19 protein-coding genes are annotated in these 24,330 nt (G+C 62.8%); 14 read left to right on the top strand and 5 right to left on the bottom strand.

Annotated features, from left to right (window positions below):
• The 5 genes from QW379_07620 to QW379_07600 all read left to right on the top strand — a co-directional run.
• A partial coding sequence (locus QW379_07620) for a zinc ribbon domain-containing protein (protein ID MEM2870268.1) occupies positions 1-427 on the top strand: 427 nt, incomplete at its 5' end.
• Positions 428-552: 125 nt separating this feature from the next.
• Entirely contained in the window at positions 553-1,872 is a 1,320-nt protein-coding gene (locus QW379_07615; protein ID MEM2870267.1) for a DNA methyltransferase, read from the top strand.
• Positions 1,873-1,904: 32 nt separating this feature from the next.
• On the top strand, positions 1,905-2,417 hold the full coding sequence (locus tag QW379_07610; GenBank protein ID MEM2870266.1) for a hypothetical protein: 513 nt from the start codon (positions 1,905-1,907) through the stop codon (positions 2,415-2,417).
• Between the two features lie 63 nt (positions 2,418-2,480).
• On the top strand, positions 2,481-2,765 hold the full coding sequence (locus tag QW379_07605) for an RpoL/Rpb11 RNA polymerase subunit family protein (protein MEM2870265.1): 285 nt from the start codon (positions 2,481-2,483) through the stop codon (positions 2,763-2,765).
• 162 nt (positions 2,766-2,927) lie between these two features.
• Positions 2,928-4,436 carry a tRNA pseudouridine(13) synthase TruD gene (locus QW379_07600; GenBank protein ID MEM2870264.1) on the top strand — a complete coding sequence of 503 codons (1,509 nt, stop codon included), beginning with the start codon at positions 2,928-2,930 and terminating at the stop codon, positions 4,434-4,436.
• A 281-nt stretch (positions 4,437-4,717) separates the two neighbouring features.
• Here the strand turns inward: QW379_07600 and QW379_07595 are convergent, their stop codons facing one another.
• Positions 4,718-5,467: an asparagine synthase-related protein gene (locus QW379_07595; GenBank protein MEM2870263.1), complete on the bottom strand. Its 750-nt coding sequence runs from the start codon at positions 5,465-5,467 to the stop codon at positions 4,718-4,720.
• Positions 5,468-5,573: 106 nt separating this feature from the next.
• On the opposite strand from QW379_07595, the gene QW379_07590 reads away from it, so the two are divergent.
• From QW379_07590 to QW379_07575, 4 genes are all read left to right on the top strand, one after another.
• Positions 5,574-8,735 carry a right-handed parallel beta-helix repeat-containing protein gene (locus QW379_07590; protein ID MEM2870262.1) on the top strand — a complete coding sequence of 1,054 codons (3,162 nt, stop codon included), beginning with the start codon at positions 5,574-5,576 and terminating at the stop codon, positions 8,733-8,735.
• A gap of 151 nt (positions 8,736-8,886) precedes the next feature.
• Positions 8,887-9,897 (top strand): aminopeptidase, encoded by a 1,011-nt coding sequence (locus tag QW379_07585; GenBank protein MEM2870261.1) that lies wholly within the window; start codon positions 8,887-8,889, stop codon positions 9,895-9,897.
• Positions 9,898-10,121: 224 nt separating this feature from the next.
• Complete coding sequence (locus tag QW379_07580; protein MEM2870260.1) at positions 10,122-10,694, top strand: isochorismatase family cysteine hydrolase; 573 nt, start codon at positions 10,122-10,124, stop codon at positions 10,692-10,694.
• A 15-nt stretch (positions 10,695-10,709) separates the two neighbouring features.
• Entirely contained in the window at positions 10,710-11,165 is a 456-nt protein-coding gene (locus QW379_07575; GenBank protein MEM2870259.1) for a hypothetical protein, read from the top strand.
• A 160-nt stretch (positions 11,166-11,325) separates the two neighbouring features.
• Here the strand turns inward: QW379_07575 and QW379_07570 are convergent, their stop codons facing one another.
• The 3 genes from QW379_07570 to QW379_07560 all read right to left on the bottom strand — a co-directional run bounded on the left by QW379_07570 (position 11,326) and on the right by QW379_07560 (position 17,174).
• Positions 11,326-11,853: a gamma carbonic anhydrase family protein gene (locus QW379_07570; protein MEM2870258.1), complete on the bottom strand. Its 528-nt coding sequence runs from the start codon at positions 11,851-11,853 to the stop codon at positions 11,326-11,328.
• Positions 11,854-11,983: 130 nt separating this feature from the next.
• Positions 11,984-12,772: a sulfide-dependent adenosine diphosphate thiazole synthase gene (locus QW379_07565; GenBank protein ID MEM2870257.1), complete on the bottom strand. Its 789-nt coding sequence runs from the start codon at positions 12,770-12,772 to the stop codon at positions 11,984-11,986.
• A gap of 4 nt (positions 12,773-12,776) precedes the next feature.
• Complete coding sequence (locus QW379_07560; GenBank protein ID MEM2870256.1) at positions 12,777-17,174, bottom strand: fibronectin type III domain-containing protein; 4,398 nt, start codon at positions 17,172-17,174, stop codon at positions 12,777-12,779.
• Positions 17,175-17,308: 134 nt separating this feature from the next.
• On the opposite strand from QW379_07560, the gene QW379_07555 reads away from it, so the two are divergent.
• A complete protein-coding gene (locus tag QW379_07555) occupies positions 17,309-18,403 on the top strand; it encodes a peptidase M17 (protein ID MEM2870255.1) in 1,095 nt (364 codons plus the stop codon).
• Positions 18,404-18,419: 16 nt separating this feature from the next.
• Here the strand turns inward: QW379_07555 and QW379_07550 are convergent, their stop codons facing one another.
• The gene (locus QW379_07550; protein MEM2870254.1) at positions 18,420-18,584 is read right to left on the bottom strand and encodes a hypothetical protein; all 165 of its coding nucleotides are present in this window, start codon (positions 18,582-18,584) and stop codon (positions 18,420-18,422) included.
• Between the two features lie 179 nt (positions 18,585-18,763).
• Here QW379_07550 and QW379_07545 point away from each other — a divergent pair, with 179 nt between their 5' ends.
• The 4 genes from QW379_07545 to QW379_07530 are packed head-to-tail and all read left to right on the top strand — an operon-like array spanning position 18,764 to position 24,310.
• Positions 18,764-21,289, top strand: a complete 2,526-nt coding sequence (locus QW379_07545; protein MEM2870253.1) for an Ig-like domain-containing protein — start codon at positions 18,764-18,766, stop codon at positions 21,287-21,289.
• Positions 21,290-21,293: 4 nt separating this feature from the next.
• Complete coding sequence (locus QW379_07540; GenBank protein MEM2870252.1) at positions 21,294-21,989, top strand: methyltransferase; 696 nt, start codon at positions 21,294-21,296, stop codon at positions 21,987-21,989.
• Positions 21,986-22,705: a phosphoribosyltransferase family protein gene (locus QW379_07535; GenBank protein ID MEM2870251.1), complete on the top strand. Its 720-nt coding sequence runs from the start codon at positions 21,986-21,988 to the stop codon at positions 22,703-22,705. The genes QW379_07540 and QW379_07535 overlap by 4 nt, the downstream gene beginning before the upstream one ends.
• A 24-nt stretch (positions 22,706-22,729) precedes the next feature.
• A complete protein-coding gene (locus tag QW379_07530) occupies positions 22,730-24,310 on the top strand; it encodes a S8 family serine peptidase (GenBank protein MEM2870250.1) in 1,581 nt (526 codons plus the stop codon).
• Positions 24,311-24,330 lie beyond the last annotated feature (20 nt).

Raw genomic sequence — 24,330 nt, 5'->3', positions numbered from 1 at the left:
GAGAGCCGCCGCGGGGGCCGGTGCAGCTGTGGCAGCCGCGAGGCCTTCGAAAGAGGACGAAGTCCTCAAGGAGGCGAAGAAGCTCGTCGCCGAGGTCGAGGACGCGCTTGCGGAGCATCTCGAGAAGCACCCCGAGGGAGCGGCGCAAGTCTCGGCCGCAATGGAGAAGCTCGAGCTCGCTCGCGACTTCATAAAGGAAGGCGACGGGGAAGCGGCGATGCAATTCGCGATGGAGGCTAAGGGAGCTCTGAAAGAGGCGAGAGTAGCGGGCTCGTCACCTGAGCTTGCGGGCCCTAGTGCCGCGGCCCCCACGACTGCGAAAAAGCGGTCGAAGGAGAAGGTGGGTGGTCTCAGGTGCCCCTCCTGCGGCGAGCCTCTGGAGCCCGAGTGGACTGTCTGTCCGGCCTGCGGGCACGGGACGCGCTAGCCGCACCCTAGTTGACGTCGACACTGAGCGGTGTGGACCCTGTAGACAACCTATTTTTCTTACCAGAATCAAAACCCCTGTAGCGCCGATGCTTTTTTCCCTACCTACGCCAATTGGAGTGGCGGATGGGCACCTTCCATAGAATCATTTTGGGCGACGCGAGGCGCATGGCGGAGGTCGAGGACTCAAGCGTGCACCTAGTCGTCACCTCCCCGCCCTACTGGCAGCTCAAGGACTATGGAATTAGTGGTCAGATAGGCTTCAACGACAGTTATGAAGACTACATCAACCACCTCGGTCTGGTCTGGAATGAGTGCCTCCGCGTCCTCCACCCCGGTTGCCGTGTGTGCATCAACATCGGCGACCAGTTCGCGAGGGCCGCACACTATGGCGGTTACAGGGTCGTGCCGATAAGGACGGAGATTATAAAGTTCTTCGAGAGCGCTGGAGCGGACTACATGGGCGCGGTGATATGGCAAAAGGTGACTACCTGCAACACGAGCGGAGGGGGGACGGTCATGGGCTCCTACCCCTACCCCCGCAACGGTATCCTGAAGCTGGACTACGAATTCATTCTGATATTCAGGAAGCCGGGCCGCGCCCCGGTGCCACCGCCCGATGTGAAGAGGAGGTCGGCGCTGACGGCGGCGGAGTGGAATGAGTACTTCTCGGGGCACTGGAGCTTCCCCGGGGAGAGGCAGAGGGAGCACATCGCGCCCTTCCCGGAAGAGCTCCCGCGCCGCTTGATTCGGATGTTCACCTTTGAGGGGGAGACAGTACTTGACCCGTTCCTGGGGTCCGGAACCACGTCGCTGGCCGCCCTGAACCTCGGCCGCAGCTCTATCGGTTATGAAATAAATGATGCGTGCCTTCCCATAATCCGGAGAAGGCTCATGGAGAGGCTCGAGTCATTCGATGCGGAGATTGAGTTCATCCGCCAGAAGCCCTTGGAGAGCGACCCTAGAGCGGAGATTTCGCGCCTTCCGTATGTGTTTCACGACGCCCGCGGCTTTAGGAGAATAGTGGACCCCCGGGTTAGGGACTTTGGGTCTAGAGTGAGCTGGGAGAGGCCGGCGGGGCGCGAGCTTCACTCGGTCAGGGAGGTCCTCTCCCCCACAACCCTCCTTCTTGAGGACGGGAGGGTCGTAGGCCTTCTGGGCGTCGTTGAGAGAGAGGGCGCTAGGGATAGGGCGGTCGAGTTTCTAAAAAGTGTGCTCAGGGGCCGCAAGGTGTTTCTTAAGGACGATGGGGCGGTGCGCGATAGCGAGGGCAAGCCCCTCTATTATGTTTTTCTGAAGAATAGGACTTTCGTCAACGCGCAGATGATAAAAAAGGGTCTGGCAGAGCCAGATGGCTCGCTCGAGCACAAGCATCTCAAGCGATTCCTCGCGCTCGCCGGGAAGACCCCCCGGCCCCCTCCCGAAACTCCGGATAGCAAAGGATAAAATCTCCCCCGCCAATTAAGAGTTGAGGCAGGATGAGCGACGTCGACCCGCAGGAGAACATGGTGACCTTCTACGCCTGCCCGCGTGACGAAAAGCCCTACGTGCAGATGGCGGCGCTCGAGGAGGGGAGGTATCAGGAGGTGGGCTACCTCAGCCTGCGGACCTTTATCAACTTTTCCGACGTCGGTCTGGCGGCGAGGAAGGCCGCGCTGGAGATAGACAATAACATTACCATGTCCTTGGTGGGCTACTCTTGGCTGGAGGAGGACAAATCCTGGATAGTCGTGATCGAGAGCGGGAAGGTGAATGTCGTTATCAACAGCCAGAGGTACAAGCACCTCGGGAGCTACACGAAAGCATTCTACATCAATCTGGGCGTCAGCGGGACCGAGGAGCAGGTCAGGGACTTTGCGACACGCTTTGTGAAGCAACTCGGCCGCAACCCTCTAGAGGGAATCGACTGGGTGAGGTTCGAGGAGGCCGAGATCGCGAAAAGGAGCGACGCGGAGGCCGCCTGGAGGAAGTACGCGGGGCAATCTTTTTAAAGGGAGGGGGTGATGGGCCCCGCCGCTCCCGGTCCTGAGTGGAGGGGGTGAGGGGGCAGAGGGATGGAGGTTAGGATACTGAGCAAAGAGAAGGACACCATTGAGGTCGAGGTCATCGGCGCCAACGAGACGATTCTCGAGCCGCTCAAGCAAAAGCTCCTCGCCGACGAGAATGTCGCGCAGGCGACCTACCAAATAGGCCACCCCATGCTCGCCCGGCCCAGGCTCAGGGTCAGGGTGAGGCAGGGGAAGCCCCACGCCGCTCTCAAGAAGGCCGCGAAGGCCCTGGCAGCAGAGTTCAGGGACGCTCAATTGCTTGTAGAGAAGGCAAAGAAGCCCAAAGTGTGAGCTCACGGAGCACAATTGTGCGGTTTTTTCAGAGGCCGGCCTAACCTGACCCGCGAGATTCACGGTGCCGAGGGGAGAGGGCCTTGGGAGGTGGATATGGGTGGACCACCCAGGATGGAAGCGACAGCTATCCGAGCGCAGTAAAAGTGAGGTTGAGCCGAGATGGGCGCAGCGGGTGACCCGGGAACGAGGAGCATGGGGCCGCAGCCGCCGGAGGTGGAGAGGGGAGTCGGTATTGAGGTCTACCTAAGCCGCTCGCCGGGCGTCGGGGGGAGGCTCAAGAGCCTTCCCGAGGACTTCTTAGTCGAGGAACTCTCCCTTCCTCCGCCCAGGGTTGAAGGCGGGGAGTGGGTTGCGGCCCGCGTCCGCTCGCGCAACTGGGAGACAAACCGTCTCGTCAGGGAGCTTTCCCGGGCAATGGGAATCAGCCGAAAAAGAATTCAGTTTGCGGGAACAAAGGACAAGCGCGGCGTGAAGGTCCAGATGATGAGCTTCAGAGCCTCCGAGGAGCAGGTGCGGAGAGTCTCGCTGGGGGACTTCGAGGTTCTCGACACCTATCCAAGCGACAGGCCGGTGGAGCTGGGGCAGCTCTTGGGCAACAGGTTCGTGATAAGGCTGAGAGGGGCTCAGGCCGCCCCCGGGGCGTCAGGGGAGCCCCCGATTTCTGGTAGCGAGGGAGTGTCTGGGCATCGGGAAGAGAGCCCGACGGAGGACCAGGGACTAGGTGAGAGCTCTGGGGAGTTGAGAGCGGCTCTTGATGCGGTCACCTCGGAGCTCAGGGCAGCCGGGGGATTCCCGAACTTCTTTGGCATCCAGAGGTTCGGGGCGCTGAGGCCGGTGACGCACACCATCGGAAAACTGATGGTGCAGGGGAACCTCGAGGGCGCGGTGATGACCTATCTCGGCCGGCCTATGGAAGCTGAGGGGGAGGAGGCGAGGGCAGCGAGGGCACGGTTGGAGGAGGAGTGGAGAGCCGCGGCATGTGGGATCCGGGGCGGCGATGCGGAAGGGTGTGTCGAGGGCGGAGGTGTGAAGGAGAGAGTCTTCGGCGAGGCGCTGAAGTACTTCCCCAAGCGCCTCTCGTTCGAGAGGACGCTGCTCCAGCACCTGCACAACCACCCCGGGGACTGGGCGGGCGCGCTCAGGCGGCTTCCCCTCAATCTATTAATGATGTTTGTGCACGCCTACCAAGCCCAGCTCTTCAATCGCGTCCTGAGCAGGCGAATTCTCGGAGGTCTTCCCCTGCGCGAGCCAGTCGTCGGAGACATCGTCCTCCCCGCGGACGCGCACGGGCGGCCGGACCACGATAGATACATTCTGGTCGAGGAGCACAATCTAGAGAGGGCGAGGAGGAGGGCGCGCGAGGGGAGGGCCTTCGTGTCCGGAATTCTATTTGGCACTGAGACCCCCTTTGCGGAAGGAAGGATGGGTGAGATAGAGAGGGCGGTTGTGGCGGAGGAGGGCCTACGCCCTCAGGACTTCATAATCCCGGAGATTCCGGAAGCGTCGTCGAAGGGAACGCGCAGGGAGGTGCTCGTCCCATTTAGGCCCGGCGAGCCGGAGATTGTTCTCGAGCCGGACGCGGTCCTGTTCAGGTTCACCCTCCCGCGCGGCTGCTACGCCACCGCCCTAATGCGCGAGTACATGAAGGGAGAGGTGCTGAGCTACTGACCACGAGAGATGCTTGCGAGAGGGGAATGGCAAGAGCGGTAATGATTACCAATTCAACGCCCCATTAGACGGGGCGTGGGCGGTTCTGTTTATATCTCCCCAACTTAAGTAATGTTGAGCTCCGGATTTACTCCCGCATCTGAGCAGCAGGTTAGTGGCATGAATTGTTGACACCATTGATGCTCTTGAATTGGACAAGACGGAGGAACCTCCCCGGCTAATTCCTATCGGCGTTCCGGTCCCGCCCGCCCGAGTGGACTGCAGGCCCGCCCTTGCCCGGTCTAACAGAACGCGCTGTGTTTCTCCAGCACCTTCATTACTCCCGAGCCGTACTGCGCTGCCCTCTTCGGCGCCCCGCGGAGCTCCTCTGGCAGGCCTAGGAGCCGGGCTGCCTCGCGCAGAACCAGCTTCCTCTCCCCACCCGCCACCTTTTCCGACGGTGGAATTCTCCGGGCCAGCTCAACGACTTCATCGTCGAGATAGGGCGTCACTAACTCCCTGCCAAAGCTCCGGGCGATTGCGCGGTGGCGCTGAATTCCATTTCCTATCAGGCGCTCAAGGTCGGCTCGAAGGGCGGACTCGAGTTCTCCGGGACGCATTCTAAGGTATCTATGGTAGCCGCCGAAGAGTTCGTCGGCGCCGTCGCCCGTGAAAATCACTCTCTCTCTCGTCCGCGCGCAAACGATGAATAAGGGGATAGTAAAAGCGAGCTCCATCATGGTAGCGGAGGGGAGGAGCGAGCGCAGCCGGCGCACCGCCTCGAGCACGTCCCCCTCCTCCACCACGAGCGCAACCGTTCTTCCCTCGAGTCCTAGGAGCGAAGCTGCCCTTTCAGCCGCGGCCAGATCCCGGGCCCCCTTGAGCCCTACGGTGCACAGCTCGGGCGCGCGTCCCTGTCGGGCCATCAGCAGGGCCAAGAGGGAGCTGTCGAGGCCTCCCGAGAACGCAAGCACCCCTCCCGAGACGCCTGCCTGACCTCTTTCGACGGCTCTTGATAGCGCCTCTGCAAGCATCCTCCCCCATCGAGCCATTCTCCGGGACCCCCCACGGCCCACTCTTCGCCCAACGGCGTCATACCATATTATTTATATACACTGTATTTTGTTAGGTCTTCTGAGAGACCAGCGAGAGGGAGGGATGTATATCGGCTTAAATATTAGGGCTGTGCTCGTTGCGGCGGTCACCTTCGTCGGGGTATTTACTCTTCCCAGCTGGACTTGGGACGCCGGTGGCGCCATCATCGAGCTCTTCGGCGACCAGACTGTCGTCGGCGCGCAGAGCTGGTCGGGCGACACAATCATCCTCACCGGCAACCTGACCATCGAGGGCTCCCTGACCGCCACCGGAGTCACATTGAAGATGAACTGCACCACGGGCGGTCAGTACCACATCGAGGTAAAGGAGGGAGCGACCCTGAGGGCCACTTCCTGCACAGTGCAGGCTGTGAACCCGAACTACCGCTACCTCTTCTGGATACGCTCAGGTGCCACAGCTCAACTGGAGAAGTGCACGGTCCGCGACTGCGGCATATCGAGCTCCGTCTATCAAAACCTGGGCCCCTACATCCAGTCTAGCCAGGTGCAGATATCAAACTCCACATTCACTGAGAACATCTACGGCATCTTCATCGACTCCGGGGCCTCTCCCTATATCTATAAAAACAACATCAGCGGCAACTACTGGAGCGGGGTGGCGGTCACGGGCGGGGGCCGGCCCATTATAGACAGGAACACAATTTCCGGCAACGTGCGCAACTGCGGCGCCAGCACAGGCGGCGGCATACTGGTTGCAGACGCCTCGCCCTTCATCACCAACAACACCATCAGGGCAAATATCGACCCGAGGGACTCGGTGACGCAGGGAATATGGCTCCAGGGCTCTGGCTACCCGAACATCACCGACAACCGCATTGAGGGCCATAAGGGCACAAGCAGCGCGTTCTCATGGGGAATTCTGAACGTGGGCCCTGACTCGTACATTGCCCGCAACAACGTCACCGGCAACGCCGACGGAATCTTCGTTCGCCAAGGCTCCTGCATCCTCGAGCAGAACCACATCCACTCCAACACATTTACTGATAGCGCGGGCGGCTACGGTATTGCCACAATGTCCAGCTCCACAAGCCGCTCCGATATCGTCGAGAGGAACCGCGTGGGCGTGATTCTGGTCGCCAACAGCAACACATTCTTCTACGACATGACAATCAAGGACAACACCGTATCCGGCATCGCGGGCGATGGCACCGGTGCCCCCTTCGGCGGCACCTTCACCAACTGCACCATCTCCGGAAGCCTGCACCACATCCACTTCGCCAATCAGGAGGGCGGGAACGCCGGCGGAACCTGCGTCCTCATCAACACCACCTACGACAACACGACCATAAACATAACGGACCAGAACGCCATCCTCAGCATTCGATGGTTGCTTCATATCAGGACCGTGATTCAGAGCACCGGCGCCCCCGCGCCCGAGACCCTAGTCAAGGTTCTCGACAGGAGGGGCGGGACAGCGGTCGCGGTCGTGACCGACAGCGAGGGCTGGACCAACTGGCTCATCATCGAAGAGAAGACGCAGGGTGCGAGGCCGGAGGCCAACGTGACCAAGGCCCCGTACAACTTGACCGCGAGTAAAGGCGGTGTGAGCAACTGGACCATCCTGGCGTTCAATAGGAGCTACGATTTCGTCTTCCCGCTCGACGACGTCGCGCCCTGGGTGTGCGTCGACACACCGGGAGATGGCGAGACCGTGAACAGGACCTCCGTCAGTGTCGAGGGAGCGGCGGAGCCAGGGACCTGGGTCTCGGTGAATGGCCTGGCGGCGAAGATGGGCGAGGGCGGGGAGTGGTCGGTGACGGTCCCGCTGCCGAAGGAGGGCCCGAACACCATCGCGGTCTCCTGCGTGGACAGGGGGAGGAACTACCAGAACCAGACCCTCACCGTTATTAGGGACACGGTCGCACCCGTGATCAACCTGAGCTGGCCCGCGGAAGGCTTCGTGGTGAATCAGAGCACGATAACCGTCACGGGCAAGGTGGACGACACAAGCGGGCACACCTTCATCAACGGAAGGGAGATTCCTGTCAGCCCGGACGGCAGCTTCGCGGCCCCAGTCAGCCTTGTGGAGGGATTCAACACGATCACGGTCGAGTGCGCGGACGCAGTCTGGAACACTGCCCGCGTCCAGGTCTCCGGGGAGCTGGACACCGTCAAACCGGTCCTCCAGCTCACTCAGCCCATCGGGATGTACATAGCGACAAACGAGACCTCGCTCGTCATCAAGGGCTTCACGGAGGAGGGCTGCACCGTCACCATAAACGGTGTCCAGGTCCAGCTCAGCCGTGGCAACTTCACCGCTACCATCCAGCTCTCCGAGGGAGAGAACAGCGTCGAGGTCGCCTCGAGGGATAGGGCTGGGAATATCCAGGCCATAGTGCTGAGCGTGCTCAGGGACACAACCCCCCCGGAGGTGATGGTGCTCGAGCCCCTTCCTGGTGCGCTGTTCAACACGCCCCTGATTCAGGTCAGAGGGATGACGGAGGCCGGGGCCCTAGTCAAGGTCAACGGCGCAGGCGTGAGCTTTTCAGGAAGGACATTTGTCGCCGAGATCACGCTCGACAAAGAGGGGGAGAATGTCATCACGATTGAGGCCATCGACCCCCTCAAGAACAGGAACATGACCACTGTCACCGTGATTCTCGACACGATTCCTCCGGAGCTGAGGCTGACCTCCCCACCCGACAACTTCATCACCAGGAGCAGCAGTGTCGAGCTCAGGGGTAGGACCGAGACCGGTGCGAAGGTAACGATCAACGACGAGGAGGTCGAGGTGGGGGCTGGGGGGGTTTTTTCGCTGACGGTGCCTCTGGAGACCGACGGGACCCACACCTTCACAATCGTTGCTGTAGACGCCGCAGGGAACTACGCTGAGGAGCTGGTTGTAACGATCATCAGAGATACGGTGGTCGTCTTCAACCTGACCCAGCCGAAGAACAACCTAAGGGTGACTCGCGGCAATGTGACCGTCGCGGGCAATGTCGAACCGGGCGCCACGGTAACAATCAACGGCAACAAGGTCAGCATTAGACCCGATGGGAGCTTCGTCGGCGAGGTCCTCTTGGGCAAAGGCCCCAATACGATTCTCGTCGTCTTCAAGGACAAGGCCGGCAACACGGAGCAGGTCGAGCTCACGGTCTACAGGGTCGAGCCCTCCGGAGGAGGGGGAGGAATTCCAGGCTTCGCAGGCCTCCTGCTTCTCCCGGCGGCCCTGCTCGCGGCCCTCCTGCTGCGCCGGAAGAGATGAGAACCGGGCATGAGGGGGAGGGGGCATGTCTTCTCCGCGCACTCAGCGAGGCCCTGTGGCCCCGGGCCGCCTCAGGTGGCCAACCTGAGGGAGCCCGGATGGAGCACCGCATGAAGTGCCGCACTTTGAGCTGAGTATAGAGGGGAGCCAAATGGACCGTGTGGAGGCCGCCAGAAACGCTCTGAGCTGCGTGCTCGAGGCCCGCGCGGGTGAGAGCCTGACAGTGGTCTGCGACGAGGAGCTGGAAGAGGTGGGGAGGGCGTTCTCGTCGGCCGCTCTGGAGCTGGGGCTCTGGACCCGCTTCATCGAGCTACCGAGGGAGAGGAGACCGCGCAAGGGGGTCCCGCCGCTTCTCGAGGCCGCTGTTATCTCCGACCGCCCGGACATCTTCATGAACGTGCTGAGGGGAGGGGCGGAGGAGACTCCCTTCCGAATTCAGCTGATTGGTCTGGAGAGGAGGCGGAGGGTCAGGCTCGGCCACTGCCCCGGTATCACCATGGACATGCTGACCGACGGCGCCCTCGCCCTGAGCGAGCGGGATTACGTGGAGCTCCAGGCCCGCGCCCAAGAGCTTATGAGGCTTTGCCAGGGCGCCGTCGCGCTCAGGGTGACCTGTCCAGAGGGCACGGACCTCCGCCTAAGCGTCGAGGGAAGGGAGTTCTTCACCGACACGAGACTCAACTGGGAGACGCTCAAGTGGATGAACCTGCCTGTGGGGGAGGTTATCGTGGGACCCGTCGAGACCTCGGCGGATGGTGTGCTGGTATGCGCGAGCGCGATAGGCGGCATAGGTCTCATCGAAGACGCGGTCCGGCTCGAGGTGCGCGGGGGAAGGGTTGTGAGGGTCCAATGCCCCAGCGCGGCCCTGCGGAAAAGAATCGAGAGGGTGCAGGCGACCGACCCCTGGGCGAGGTGCGTGGGCGAATTCGCGGTCGGCCTCAATAAAAAGGCGAGGATAATGCGCGAGTTCCTCGAGACGGAGAAGGTCGATGGAACGGCCCACGTGGCCTTTGGCAACAACTCGGACTATCCCGGAGGGAAGAACCTCTCGAGGACTCACCAAGACTTCCTCATCACGCGGCCCACAGTGATTCTAGAACTCGGCAGCGGCGGGGAGAGGGTCCTGCTTAGGGAAGGCAGATTTAGTGTGAAGGGCTTCTGACGGGATGGCCGGGGATGTTCTCCACCGCCCCGGGCGCGGTTTCGCAGCCAAGGAGCTGCCCTCGCGTCCAGCCATGGGGGAGTTGGCTCGTGAGGGGTTTTGAGAATTCGCCCGTCGAATGTAGATAACCGCCGCGCATTGCCAGATGCGCCGTTGCGATATCGATACGCCGGAGCATAGGTTTATTTTTCCGGAGCCGTTTTCGGAATTATGGAGGTGCGAAGGTGCCCAGGGGTAAAACCGCCCTCATGATCGTGGACATGCAGGAGGACATCGTGAAGATGAGGGAGGCAACGCAGAAGTCCGTGCCCCTTCTGCGCCGCGTCCTGGACGAATTCAGAAAGAAGGGGCTGCCGGTCTTCCACATCATCAGGCTCTATAGAAAAGACTGGTCGGACGTGGAGCTGGTGAGAATTCGTGAGTTCACGGAGAAGGGGCCGAGGGTGATAGAGAACACGCCCGGCGCGCGCATCGTGGCCCCCCTCGCTCCGCGCGAGGGGGAGTATGTGATACCCAAGAAGCGCTGGAGCGGCTTCTTCATGACCGAGCTCCCCCTGCTCACGCTCAGACTCGGCATAAAGGCGGTCGTGGTCGGGGGCACCCAAACCCCCAACTGCGTACGGAGCACAGTGTACGACGCCCTAGCATACGATCTGGACGTGACCGTCCTCTCCGATGGAACCACGGCCTCGACTCCCGAGATACACGAAGCGAATCTGCGGGACATGAGGAACGTGGGCGTGAAAATCAAGACCTGCGAAGAGGTGATTCAGGAGCTCAGAAGGCTCAAGAGCTGAAGGGATGAGCCCGGGATGGAGCTGATTCAACCGATCCACGCGGCTTATGCAAGCATCATAGGAACAATCCTCATCGGAATATTCGCGGAGGGCGCAAAGGCGCAGCTCGAGAACGTGCTGAGCAACATAGTCAGCTTCATCCTCCTGCTGGCTACGACCAACATGCCCGACCCCGTGCTCTTGGCCCTCTCGATATACATCGGCCTGGGCATCTTCATCGTCGCCAGAAAAATCAAGGAGCTCTACCTGCTCTTCGGTAGCAAATCATACGGCGCAATAGGCCTGGTTCTGCTTTTTGCGGAGGGGAACCACTTCTGGATGAGCTTCAACGACCAGAGGTCCCTGCTCATCGGTTGCGTGGTCTCGCTTGCCACGGTTCATATTGTTGGATACGCATACAGCAGACGGAGCAGGAGGGGCAAGAGAGGCAGGGGCAGGCGAAAGGGTCGGAAGGCGGGGAGGAAGAGGTGAGGAGAGGGGTGGAGGGAATGGGGAGGGGAGGTGGTGCGGAGAGTGAGGATGGACGTGGCGGCAATCGAGTCGAGGGAGACGGTTGGGGCGGGGCGAAATGGAGGCGAGGGAGTACACTGGGCAGGGAGTGGCGGCGGGGGTCCTGGGGATGGGATGCGGGCTATGCCAGACGCCTGAGCCCCGCAGGGTACCTACGGGCGGCGAGCTCGTTGTAGAGTTTCTTGAACGAGCTCCACTGGGCGATGTACTCGTCCGAGACGTCGGCGACGGGCTTCGCCGGGACGCCGACCGCGATTTTTCTGGGCGGGATAATTGTCCTGTTCTTCACCACGGCCCCCTCTCCTATCACGCACCACTCCCCGACCTCGGCGAAGTCGCTGATGACCGCTCCCATGCCGACCACGGTCCAGTTGCCAACGCTGGCGGTGTGCACGATGGCGCCGTGGCCTAGTGTGACGTCGCTCCCGACCCTGCAGAGCTGGTCCGGGCGGGCGTGCAAGACACAGTTGTCCTCGACGCTGGAGCGGTCCCCGACCTCTATGCGGCCGTAGTCGGCCCTGAGCACCGCCCCCGGGCCAACGAACACGTTATCCCCTAGAACAACGTTGCCCATCACCGCGGCGCTCTCGAAAATGTAGCAGTCCTTACCAATTACGGGTCTTTTTCCCTCGAACTCGTAGACCGCCATCAGCCGATACCCCCCTTCTGTCTCCTTCCCTCTCCAGCCCCTCGCTCAAGCTCCTGCTCCACCGCCGCGCGCCCGCGACTCCCCACCATTGGACAGCCACCCCGCCCCACACCCCCCACAGCCGCGGGTCTCAGCCCTTTTTCTTGAGTATGTCCATGGCGACCCTCGCGGCCTTCTCGCCCGAGAGGAGCATCCCGCCGAAGGTCGGGCCCATTCGCGGCAGTCCGAAGGCGGTCGAGACCGCCATGCCCGTGACGACGAGCCCCGGGTGGATCTCCTTGGTGTATTTCACGATCAGGTCCTCCGACCTCTCCACCCACATCGCGCCATAGCCCGGGGCCTTCAGGAGGCCGCGATTCTCGAGGGCCCTCACCACCACCGCGTCGTGGCCCGATGCGTCAATCAGCACCCTGCACTCCACCCCTATCGGGTCCACACAGGTTATCTGCCTCGGCATTGCGCCGACGGGGGTCCAGTTGACCACCGCGCCCGCGACCCGGTTCCTCTCCCTCAGCACAACGTCGTCGAACTTCGTCATGTTCACTATCTTCAGACCGGCGTCGCAGGCGGCCGCGATCAGTCTGGAGCAGGTGTGGGGGCCGTCGGAGACGAAGAGGCCCTTTTCCGCCTCCCTGAACGGAACGCCCAGCTCCTCGAGAATTCGCTGGGCCGGGGCTCTGAAGGTGAGCTTGTTCATCAGGTAGCCGCCTATCCAGAAACCGCCGCCCAGGTAGTTGTTGCTCTCGAAGAGAACGGTCTTGACCCCACGCCTCGAGAGCTCCCTCCCGGCCATCAGCCCGCTCGGCCCGCCGCCTATGACCACCACGTCGCTCTCAAGATACTCGAGGAGCTCCTTCATGAACTCCCCCACAATAGCCCTCGAGACCTCCTTCTCCCCAACGGGCGCGAACACAGGCATATTTTTACCCCGCTCCCGCGCCCATATTGGTTTTTTGATTTAAGGGTTGTGGTGGAGGGCCCCTTCTGCGACGGAGAAAGACCGAGCCGAGCACCGCCGCCGCCACGCCGGCCGCCAGGGCGGGCGCCCAGAGCTCGAGGGGAGCAGCTCCCGGAGGGGGGGTCTCCACGAGAACGGTTATGTTGTGGTAGCGCACGTTGCCCGCCGCGTCCACCGCGCGGGCGCATATGACCTGCTCGCCACTGTCGAGCACGATGTCGGCGCTCCAGTGGAGGTCGAGGCGCGCGGGGACCCACCTGATGCCGTCCGTGGAGAGCTCCACACGGCTCAGTGCGTGGTCATCCGAGGCCGCAACGCGAGCCCTGGTTATGAATGGACAGGCCTTGGCCCGAACTCTCACGCCGTCCTCCGGGTAAACAATCTCTACATAGGGGGGCTCTAGGTCGCTGGTGACGTTCACGCTCGCGACTGCGGCGTTCCCCGCGGCGTCTGTGGCGACTGCGATAACCTCGAGCTCGCCGTGGCGAGCCTCGACCAGCGCCCTCCAGCCCGGCCTCCCCGCGGCGGGGAACCAGATGGAACCGTTGGCGCTGACCTCGACGCTCTCAAGCCTGAAGTTGTCCGAGGCGAGACCCTCGACCTCCATCCAGCGGCGGCTCGTCACCAAGCCGGGGGCGGGCCGCGTTATGCAGACCTGGGGTGGCGTGAGGTCAACGGTGACATTCACGGAGGCGACCGCAATGTTGCCTCCGACGTCCATCGCGACCGCGACTATGGTGTGTCGGCCCTCGTCCAGCTCCAGCCTGCAGGACCAGTTGCCCGCGCTGAGGCCCGCGGGATGGGTTCCTCCGGCAAGGACCTCGACCCTAAGCAGCTCATTGGAGTCCCACGCCGGGCCCGAGACAATCACTATTCTATTGGCGAGGAACGCCCCCTCTGCCGGTTCCCGGAGCGAGACCATCGGGGGGGTCGAGTCCGAAACGGCCGATACCGCCTCGCTCGCCGGTCCCTCGCCCATCTCATTAACAGCAGCCACCCTATAGAAGTACCTTCTTCCCTCAGTGACCTCAGTGTCGAGGAACCATAGCGCATCGTCAACACGGGCCCTAGGCTCGAAGAGCCCCGCTTCGCCCCCGCCCCTGTAGATATTGTAATAAAGAATGGGGGACCCGCCATCGCTGTTGGGCTCGCGCCAGCTCAGCTCTATCGGCCCGGACCTCGAGACCGCCATGACCCCGGGGGGCGCGGAAGGGGCCTCGTCAGCCGACGCTGTGACCACGCTGCTCGGCGGAGAATCGCCCACGGCGTTACGGGCGGTGATGTAGTAGGAGCAAACCTTTCCCGGCTCGAGGGGTCCGTCCCTCCAGAAGGTCTCCCCCGGGCCGGGACGGGCCACGACGTTGTCTAGGGCACCCCTCTCCCTTTTGTAGACGGAGTAGCTGAGAATTCTGTTGTAGCCATCGAACTCTGGGGGCTCCCACCGCAGCTCAATGAATGCCCCGACTCCCTCGGCCCTGAGATTGCGGGGGGGTCCGGGGGGAAATCCGGGAGTCGCCTCGACGGCCCCGGTGCGCGGCCCCTCCCCGAGCCTGTTGACGGCGGAGACCGCATAAAAATAGCTCGCGCCGTTCTCCAGACCGATGTCCTGAAACGTCGTGGCATCCGCGTTCCTCGTGGCGAAGGGGTGGAGACCGCCCGGCTCCATTCCTCGGTAGATTCTGTACTCGAAGACACGCCAGCCCCCGTCGTTCTCGGGCGGCGACCAATAGAGAATCACAGTCCGGTCGTTCGGTCTCGCGGTCAGGTTAAGCGGCGGCCCGGGGACCGACTCGGGCGCGGCCCTGACCACCTCCGACATTAAGCCCTCCTCGAACCTGTTGAACGCGGACAGGGCGTAGAAGTATGTCGTGCCGTTCCGCACTCCTGTGTCGCGGTACCGGGTGGTGCTACCGTCAACCGCGGCGAGGAGCGAGAGGTTGCTGCTCACAGGGCCCCTGTGAATTCGGTACCCGAGAATCGGAGAGCGGCCATCGTGCTCCGGGGGGGACCACCTCAGCTCGACCTCTCCGGGCCCGGCCCGGACTTCGACTATACGGGGAGGGCTGGGGGGGTCGGGCGGGCGAAGTGCGAGGACGAAGATGTCGCCTCCCTGATTGTAGAAAGCGTCGTGGCAGCCCTCGCTCACCGGGAAATCTTGCGAGGCTGTCCGGCCCGCCAGACAGACAACGCCCTCCGAGTCAACGACGAGGGCCTCGGCGGCGTCTTCGCCCTTTCCCCCGAAGAGAGTCGAGAAGCGCAGGCCCGAGCCGTTGACGAGCTTCAGGAGGAACACGTCCATTCCGGCCGGAGGCCCGGTCCCGCTCGCGTCCTGAGTGACGGGGAACTCCGGGGAGGCAGTTCCTCCTGTGAGGAGAAGGCATCCGTCGGTGTCCAGCCCGACGGCGGAGACGAGGTCCGCGCCCGAGCCGCCGATATACGTGGAGAAGAGAAGGGCACTGAGGTCCCGGCTGGCGCTCGCCGCGAAAGCATCGCCCGAGCCGGAGTAGACGAGGGAGTAAGCCTTGGCGGTGGTCGGGAAGTTGCCGGAGAAGGTCTGTCCAGCGACATGAACGATGCCATTCGAATCCAGAGCCATTCCGGTGCAGATATCGTCGCCCGAGCCTCCGAGGAAGGTCGACTGGAGGATTGGGGTCGGGCCGCTGAAACTGCCTCTGGTGATGAAAACATCAATGCCTCCATTGTGGCTCCGGTCGTGGGCGCCAGAGGTCACTGGAAAATCCGTGGAGGTCGTCGAGCCGGAGACCACGAGCTGTCCGGCGGGGTCCCGGCGAATCGAGACGCTGCCCTCCCTCCCCGAGCCCCCGAATACGGCCGACGTGAATATCCCGCCGTCGGCGTGGATGCCGGCGACGAATACATCACCCGTGCCAGGGCGGGATACGTTGAGCGCTCCGTCCGTCACCGGGAAGTCGGATGAGCGCGTCTCTCCTCCGATATAAATCGCTCCGTCAGGAGCCCACTCGAGGGAGCTTCCGAATTCCTCCGATGAGCCGCCGAGATAGGTCGAGAAGTCAAGGCGCGCGCAGTCCGGGGTGAATATGGCGACAAATGCGTCCGAATCGCCACCGAGAGTGCTGTCGGGGCAGCCGGGGGTGACGGGGAAGTCGGGAGAGAGCGTTGTGCCCACCAGATAGATGTTGCCCTCGGCTCCTACCTTGAGCTCGCCCGCCCGCTCCTCCAGACTTCCTCCGAGGTATGTGGCGCGCAGGAGGCTGGTGCCGTCGTGACTCAACTCGAGTACCACAACGTCCCTCCCTCCCGAAAGGGCCTCTTGATAGGCCCCCGGCGTGGAGGGGAAGTCGAGCGAGCGGGTCTCGCCGGCCATGTAGATGGTCCCCGAGGGCGAAAGGGCGAGGGATACCGCGCCATCCTCGGCCCAGCCTCCGATGTAGGTGGAGAATATCAGGGGGTCAATAACAAGCGTCATGCCGGGGTCACGGACAACACTGTAGCCAACCGTGTCCCCCTCGACGACCACCCTCCCACTAACCTCCTCCAGCCCCCCCTCGCAATACGCCGTAGCTGGATGTTCGATTCCAACATCCGCGCCGGCCAGGGGGAGTGGGCCCTCGAAAGCCCCCAACTCTCCCTCCCTCAGGACTCCCGCGGGTGTGCTGATGAGCAGGCTGGAGCCGTCGGTCGAAACCGATGCCCCCTCATACCTCAGGCGAATACGAGAGGGGTCCGCGCCCGGCTCGACGATGAAGTCGTACTTCAGGCCCCCCGCCACCGCCCTGAAAACGAGATCGATTCCATCATAGAGATTCCTGTAGACCAGCCCCGAGTAGACCGGAACGCCAGAGACCCAGCGCTTTGAGTCGTTGCCGAAGTAGAAATTGATTCTGTATATCGGACTGCCGAGCTCCTCAGGCCGGACCCTGTTCGCACCGTCGAACTCCATCCTGTAGACCCACGCGCTGCTCCGGAATGAAGAGGCTGTGGAGTCGGTTCGGCCAGAGAGAGAGGAGGTTGAGAGGAGGGGGGCCGTAGGGCGGGCCCTGTCGCCGCCGCCAATCACTCTAAAAATTACACCGCGGGAGGTGAAGTGCGCTTCGCCCGTGCAGAAAAGGACTTCAGGGTCGGATATCTGGCCGAGGTTCGGGATGATTCCTGCGCTGCTCGGGAATCGCGGCCAACTCGTCGGTGCGGGCGGTGCTTCTTGGCGTGGGTTTGGTCTGGTCCTGCTAGCTGAGGAGTGGCCCGCACGCTCAGTGATTTCCAGTCCGTCGCCTGGGAGCTTTAAATAAATAAGACCGGAGCCGGCGGGCTGATTGATGAGCAATGTTATCAACAGAACAATCGAAACTCCCGCCCGCGGACTCATCCGGCTAGCCCCGGTCATTATATCTAATAAGTCTCCATCTATTAAAATCTCTGTGCGAAGGCCGAGCCGCGCGTCACGAAGGCCCGAACATCTACAGAGCCTCTGACTTTATATGTTCCCGCGCGATACAGGCCGGCGGAGGGGGCTTGCGCATGGAGGGAGACCTCGCGAAGGCTGCACGCGTCGCGGTTCGAACCGTTCTCGCGGTAGATAGAGGTGAGAGAGTGCTCATCGTGACCAACCCCCACGAGGACGGCCAGAGGATATCGAGAGAGCTCTTCGACGCCGCGGCGGAGGTCGGGGCGGCGCCTGTGCTCATCACCCAGCCAGTTAAGACCCAGCTCGACTTCGCCGAGGAGGCCGTGCTGGCGGCGATAAGGAGCGCGCCGGAGGTCATGATATCTATAAGCCGCCAGAAGCTCGGCAAGGACCGGGTGGCCCTGAGGAGGCCCTACCGGATGGGGAAAAGAAAATATGACAGTGCATTTCAGTATCTTCTCGCGGCGAAGAAATCACGCGCCTTCTGGTCCCCGGGCGTCACGGCGGAGATGTTCGCGCGAACAGTCCCCGTGGACTATTCGAGAATGGGTCGGGACTGCAGGGCGCTGGCTAAATTGCTGGACGGGGCCGAGGCGGTTCACATAGAGACGGAGAGAGGGACAGATATACTCATCGGCCTGAGGGGAAGAAGGAGCCACCTCGACGATGGCGACTTCTCACAGCCCGGGAGGGGCGGGAACCTGCCCGCTGGGGAGGTCTTCGTCTCGCCAGAGCTGGGGGCCTCGAATGGCAGGGTGGTATTTGACGGGAGCATCGCCACGGACAGGGGGGAGCTGGTGCTCAGGGGGCCCGTTATTGTGGAGGTCGAGGGGGGCTTCGTCCGGAGAATATCCGGCGGCTCCGAAGCGAAGAGGCTCAGGGAGGCGGTGGCGAGGGGTGCGGCGGCGGCCCGCAGGCTCGCGGAGCAAGGGAGGCTCTCCGATAGGGAGGCTGAGAGATACATCGCAAACGCCCGCGCGATAGGCGAGCTTGGGATAGGACTCAACCGCGCCGCGCGCGTTGTTGGCAATATTCTGGAGGACGAGAAGGTCTATAGGACCTGCCACATCGCGATCGGGTCTAACTACGACAACGACGGCCCCGCTCTCATCCACTACGACGGGGTAATAAACGAGCCCACCCTCACGGCGATTCTCCGCTCGGGAAAGGAGAGGACGCTGCTGGAGAGGGGTGAGCTTAGGGTCTAGGGCTCCGTTGGTGAAATCAACCGGATTCGAACTCTTCCTGCAGGTCTATGACGAGCTGCTCCAGAATCTCCTCGAAGGTGCGGCTCCGGTACTCCCGCACCCCCCCGAGTTCGGTCTGGACGCGGGCAACAAACTGATTGGCGCTTCGGCTTATCTCGATGTTACAGAGAGGCTCTTCCATCCGCCCTCTCCCCCCAGACAACGGTTGAATTACCGCATACAACAACCTCTATATAGCGTTTGTCCCTGCGCTTTGGTGCCGCCCCCCCGGATAATGCCGCTGGAGCTGGGCCCCGGACCGGCCCCCTTGGTGATGCATGGACAATACTAATAAATAATTCCGCATACAATGATATGGCGATGACGGCGCGCGCCGCCCTAATAGCGCTCACCCTCCTCGTGACTCTACCCCCCGCTTCGGCTCCGGAGACCCACGCCCGGGGGCTCTCCGCAGGGTCTGCACCTCATTTCCCTCCCGAGGGAACCCCAGGTCCCCGGGACTGGACAGTCGCCTCGACCGAGGTGGTGGCCAACGAAACCCTCGTGGTTTGCGGGAACATCACCGTTGGCTCGGGGGGGTGCCTCAGATTGGAAAACGCCGCGCTGCTATTCAACTGCACATCCCCGGGCGAATTTGGTCTCCTTGTGAAGTCTGGAGGGGAGCTAATCGCCCACAACTCGAGGCTGGACAGCGCCTCGGGGAATTCCTACGGCCTCCGTGCCCTGTATGGCTCAAGCGTTGTTCTCTCAAATAGCACCATCTCCCGGGCCGGGACCTGCTCGACTGAACCGGAGCTCTCGGGCCCGGTTATCGAGACCTCGAGCGCTCTTCTAGAGAACTCGACCTTCTCTTTCTCGGCTGCGGGCCTCTGCATCGTCGGCGCCCCCCTCTCGGTGCGCGACTGCACATTCACGGCAAACGTGGTGGGACTGGTCGCTTCCGCGGGCTCTTGCTCGCTCGTCCGCTGCTCGCTCGAGGGGAACACCGGCGCGGCGGTCCTGCTACTCAATTCATCCCGACTCGAGACCCTAGACTGCGGGCTCAACCCCATCGATGTAACCGTCGCTGATTCATCCAGCGCCCTCAAGCTCGCCTGGAGTCTCGATGCCAGAGTAATATTCGACAACCAGACACCCGCGGCAGGTGCTATCCTCTCTGTCCGCCCCTTCGACGGCCCCGAGGAGCTCTACCAGGCCGACGAACTAGGGGAGGTCAGGGGAGCGCGGGTTCTCTCCCACACAGTACTCAACCGAGGCGTAAGGTATCACGGACCTTTCAATATATCCGCGAACTCCGGCGGCCATAAGAGCTGGCTCGTCCGTGATGTCTCGGAACCCCTGAACATTACCATCCTCATCGACGTCACGCCACCCCTCGTCTTCATAGACTTCCCAGAAAACGGGACGTGGCTGAACGCAACACAAATTACGGTGCGTGGGAGGGCCCTGGACAGGCTAGAGAGGACGGGGGAAGCGGGCGTTGCGCTTGTCGAAGTTTCGCTTGACGGAGGTGACTGGGCTCCGGCGGAGGGGACGCGGGAATGGTCCCTGAGACTCGAGAACCTAAGGGAGGGGGACCATATGCTCGAGGTCCGGGCATGGGACCTTTGGAGAAATATGGGGAGGGCGGTCGCACTCTTCACCATAGACCTCACCCCCCCATCGCTCGATGTCTGGCCACCGCCGGGTCACCTGACCTCCTCCCTGAATGTGACGGTCCGAATAACCTCCGATGGACAATCCCTCTTTTTTAACGGCGCCCGTCTTGAGGCCTTCGAGCCCAACACTCCCCTCGAGCTAGTGTGGTCCCTCGAGAGCGAGGGCGAGAACCGAGCCCTCGTCGAGGCAGTGGACGGGGTTGGCAACTCCGCTCGCAGCGAGCTGCTCGTGGTTCGCGACACGCTCCCGCCGACCATCAGAATTCTCTCGCCCGCGCCCTTCTCCGAGCATGCCGAAGTGGTCATTCCGGTCGAAGGGGAGTGCTCCGACCCCCACGGGGTGGCTCTTGTTGAAGTCAGCGCGGATCGGCGGAACTGGACCCGATGCGAGGGTAATGAGAGCTGGCGGACTCTCGTGGCTCTGATGGAGGGCACCGCCAAAGTGTATATAAGGGCGAGGGACACGCTCGGTAATCAGGCCGAGACTTCACTGGTCGTTTTCATCAGGCGCCCGGACCTCTCGCCGCCCGTGATAGAGGTTCTTTACCCAACCAACGGCTCTGCTCTCGGGCTGAGTCAGGTGACAGTAATTGGGCGGGCTCGTGACCCAAGCGGCGTCTCAAGCGTCCAGCTGTCTCTGGATGGAGCCGTCTGGGTAGCAGCCGAGGGGGCGGAGAGCTGGAGCTGTGCGCTTAACCTATCCATCGGATGGAACATCATCCGCGTGAGGGCTGCGGACCGCGCGGGCAACACCGCCGCTCTTGAACTCTGGGTCCTCTACGAGCCCCCGCCGCCGGATACGACGCCACCCGAGCTGGAAATTCTCAACCCTTCACCCGGGCTCAGGGTGGGCGAGGGGAGGGTGGTGGTCTCAGGAATCGTCCGTGACCCTTCCGGAATTGAATGCGTCGAAGTATCGAGGAGCGGGAGGGGATGGAAAAGGTGCGTGCTCACGGGAGAAGTGTGGTCGGGCACCGTGGCGCTTGCGCCCGGCAATAACACGATCGTGGTGAGGGCGTTCGACAGGTGCGGGAACCGCGCCACGGCATCGACCTATGTTTTTCTCGCAACCGACGAGGGTCGGGCATTGGACTTGGTCCCGATAGCGAGTCTGCTCGCGGCCATCGGAATGACGGCTCTCGGTCTCTGGCTCGCCTGGAGGGCGTACGGTGGGCGCGGGACTCCATCCGGCCGGGGTTATGATGGCACTGATAGCGAGGAGGAGTAGGGGGATGAAAAAGGCTCCGGTGGGGGTGGCGTACACAGTCGGCGGCCAAAGGGTTGTGCTGTGTGGCGACGACAGGGTCTACCCGCCCTCTGAGGACAGCCTTCTCCTCGCCTCCGGCCTTGGGAGAATGGAGCTAAGAGGGAGAAAGGTTCTCGAGCTCGGAACGGGCGCGGGCCTTGCGGGAATTCTCTGCGCCCTCCGGGGGGCGGAGGTGGTCTGCACGGACATCAATCCTCACGCTGCGAGACTCGCGAGAAAGAATGCGAAAAAGAATGGCGTCGGTGCGAGGGTGGAGGTCGTGATGACGAATCTTTTCGATGGGATAAGTGGGCGGTTCGACCTCGTGCTCTTCAACCCGCCCCACCTGCCGACCGAGGAGGGCGACCTGACCCGGGATCCGTGGCTCGACGCCTCGGTCTGCGGCGGCCCGGACGGCCTCGAGGTGGCGCGGCGCTTTCTTGGGGGGCTTCCAGCGCACCTCGCGATGGGCGGCCAAGCCCTCCTCGTTCTCTCCCTCAGGCCCGGAGCGGTGCCGCCCCCGGCGCCGGGCCTCGGGATGAGGAAGCTGCGCTCGCGCAGACTGGACTTCGAAGAGCTAGCGCTGTTCGAGGTGAAGGCGGATGTGAGACCGAGCCGACGGGCGGGGAGGGGAGACCAGCAGCGGCCCGTGGTATCGCGTGTTCACAGGAGTGAGCGATGAGAAACCTTCGGGAGGAGAGCTTTAGAGAGCTGTTCCATGGAGGGCGAGCGAGGCCCCGCTACCGCAACAGGAGCCACGCTGGGAGGGTGCTGGCTGAGTCGCTGAAGGACCTCGCTGGCCAGCCCTGCACAGTTCTGGCGGTTCCCAACGGTGGCGTGCCGGTTGGGATAGAAATCGCGCGCGCCCTTGGCGCGGAACTCGGTATCGAGCTCGTTCGAAAGCTTCAGATACCCGGCAACACGGAGGCGGGCTTCGGCGCCATGGGTCTGGGGGGCGGGGTGGTGCTCAATCGCGAACTGGTTTTCCTCCTCGGTCTGCGCGAGGCGGACATCAGGAAGGCGCAGGAGGCGACGAAGGAGGAGCTGGAACGCAGGCGAGCGGAGTTCGGGCCGGTTGAGGCGCCCGTGGAGGGCAGGGTGGTCGTCCTGACCGACGACGGCCTTGCCTCTGGATACACGATGCTCGCGGCCGTCCGCTCCGTCCGTGCCCGCTCTCCTTCGAAAATCGTTGTGGCGGTCCCGACCGCCCCGCCGGAGTCCGTCAGGATGGTCGGTGCCGAGGCGGACAGAATCGTCTGCCCCGACGTGAGGGGCGGCGGCCCCTTCGCGGTCGCCGATGCCTATGAGGACTGGTACGACCTCACCACGCGGGAGGCTGTGGAGGCACTGGCCGCTTTTCTCTCAGAGAGAGGGCTCAGGGGCACCAACAAGCATTAATATCCACCCGCGGATGTCACAGCGATGCCCCGTGTCTCTGGGCTCCTGTTACCCCTGACCCTGATATCCCTCCTGACGACCCACGCCGCCCCACTCGTCCCTGCATCCGACATCGCCAACCCAGCCACAAAGGCAAAACAGTCGGCCGAGTACAGTCCGTTCACTGCGTGGGAGCTGGGGTACACAGGGAAAGGGGTGACGATCTGCATCATGGACACGGGCGTGGACAACAACCACCCCAGCCTCGCGGGGAAGTGGCTCGGGGGGGCGGACATGAGCAAGCCCGAGACCCCTCTCACGCCCCGCGATGGGACCTACGACGCTGACGACACCCACGGCCATGGAACAACCTGCGCGGGAATCGCCATGGGCACCGGAGCGCCTGAGGGCAGGTACCAGGGCTCGGCCCCCGGGGCGAGGCTCGTTGACCTGAGAATCGGTACTGTGATTGGCTATGCCCCCGGCGAGGGCCCGCTCAAGCTCTATGACGCTTCCCTGAAGGGAATTCAATGGGCTCTCGAGCACAAAGACCATCAGTGGCCCTCCGGGGGGGATGAGTACAGGGGCATCGACATCCTGAGCCTCTCGTGGGGCATCGACGTCGGTGGCTCATCGGACGGTTCCGACCCCTACTCCGCTGGTGTGGACAGGCTGGTTGAGGCCGGGATAATCGTGGTCCACGCAGCCGGGAACGACGGACCCGACAATGACGGCTTTAGGGGTATGAGCGCAGCCAGCAACGGCATCTGCGTCGCCGCCACCGACGACAAAGACACCATAGACCGCTCGGACGACGTTATCGCGGACTACAGCTCGCGTGGGCCTAGAAAGGACAATGGGGACGGTGACCCTTTCAACGAGCTCAGGCCCGACGTGGCCGCTCCCGGAACGGACATCACACAGGCAGAGTTCGACAGAGTGGGCGACGGCTCTGGGAATGGATACGGGCCTAGGGGGAGCGGCACCTCCTACGCCACACCGCTCGTCGCTGGCATCGTCGCCCTGATGCTGGAGGCGAACCCCGAACTCAGCCCGGCGGTCGCCAGGGAGATTCTCAGGGCCACCGCAGAGAGGAGGGGGGAGCCCTCTGCCCCAGACCTCGACCCCTTCTGGAACAGGGAGTACGGATGGGGGATAGTCGATGCCTATAGGGCAGTCAGAATGGCTGAGAGGACGCGTGACGTTGAAAGGGTTGACACCGGCCTCCAGTGCTTCGTTACAAGCGTCACTGTCGAAGGTCGGGTGGCGAGGGCGCGGGGACTCGCTTGGAATAGATACGGGGAGCTCGAGAGGGCCGAGGCCAGAATCGACGGCGGCGCGTGGAGACCCCTGCGCCTAGGGAACGGCCCCTTCGGCAACTGGTCTCTCGAACTCAATGGGCTGGCCGAGGGCAACCACACTCTCGAGGCCAGGGCTCTCTTCGGAAATAAGAGCTCCCTCATTTACGAAACTTGCTTCACCGTACCCTTCACTGGACCTCGTGGGATTGCCTCGGGCCCCGGAATTCTCTGGGTGGCCGGAGCGGTTGCGGCCTCTCTGGCGCTCTTGGTGGCCTTCAGGGTCTGGAAAATCGGGGGGCTCCGGAGGAAAAGGACGCCGGTCTGAGGGAAGGTGCTAGTTAGGGC

Source organism: Thermoplasmata archaeon (assembly GCA_038851035.1).
In the GTDB taxonomy this organism is placed as follows: domain Archaea; phylum Thermoplasmatota; class DTKX01; order VGTL01; family VGTL01; genus JAWCLH01.
This window is presented reverse-complemented; position numbering and strand designations above follow the sequence as displayed.

Coding starts and splice junctions, on each gene's coding strand:
- QW379_07590 (MEM2870262.1), top strand. CDS start 5,574: ATGTATATCGGCTTAAATATTAGGGCTGTGCTCGTTGCGGCGGTCACC.
- QW379_07605 (MEM2870265.1), top strand. CDS start 2,481: ATGGAGGTTAGGATACTGAGCAAAGAGAAGGACACCATTGAGGTCGAG.
- QW379_07560 (MEM2870256.1), bottom strand. CDS start 17,174: ATGACCGGGGCTAGCCGGATGAGTCCGCGGGCGGGAGTTTCGATTGTT.
- QW379_07610 (MEM2870266.1), top strand. CDS start 1,905: ATGAGCGACGTCGACCCGCAGGAGAACATGGTGACCTTCTACGCCTGC.
- QW379_07555 (MEM2870255.1), top strand. CDS start 17,309: ATGGAGGGAGACCTCGCGAAGGCTGCACGCGTCGCGGTTCGAACCGTT.
- QW379_07615 (MEM2870267.1), top strand. CDS start 553: ATGGGCACCTTCCATAGAATCATTTTGGGCGACGCGAGGCGCATGGCG.
- QW379_07545 (MEM2870253.1), top strand. CDS start 18,764: ATGACGGCGCGCGCCGCCCTAATAGCGCTCACCCTCCTCGTGACTCTA.
- QW379_07585 (MEM2870261.1), top strand. CDS start 8,887: ATGGACCGTGTGGAGGCCGCCAGAAACGCTCTGAGCTGCGTGCTCGAG.
- QW379_07550 (MEM2870254.1), bottom strand. CDS start 18,584: ATGGAAGAGCCTCTCTGTAACATCGAGATAAGCCGAAGCGCCAATCAG.
- QW379_07595 (MEM2870263.1), bottom strand. CDS start 5,467: ATGGCTCGATGGGGGAGGATGCTTGCAGAGGCGCTATCAAGAGCCGTC.
- QW379_07540 (MEM2870252.1), top strand. CDS start 21,294: ATGAAAAAGGCTCCGGTGGGGGTGGCGTACACAGTCGGCGGCCAAAGG.
- QW379_07570 (MEM2870258.1), bottom strand. CDS start 11,853: ATGGCGGTCTACGAGTTCGAGGGAAAAAGACCCGTAATTGGTAAGGAC.
- QW379_07565 (MEM2870257.1), bottom strand. CDS start 12,772: ATGCCTGTGTTCGCGCCCGTTGGGGAGAAGGAGGTCTCGAGGGCTATT.
- QW379_07575 (MEM2870259.1), top strand. CDS start 10,710: ATGGAGCTGATTCAACCGATCCACGCGGCTTATGCAAGCATCATAGGA.
- QW379_07600 (MEM2870264.1), top strand. CDS start 2,928: ATGGGCGCAGCGGGTGACCCGGGAACGAGGAGCATGGGGCCGCAGCCG.
- QW379_07535 (MEM2870251.1), top strand. CDS start 21,986: ATGAGAAACCTTCGGGAGGAGAGCTTTAGAGAGCTGTTCCATGGAGGG.
- QW379_07530 (MEM2870250.1), top strand. CDS start 22,730: ATGCCCCGTGTCTCTGGGCTCCTGTTACCCCTGACCCTGATATCCCTC.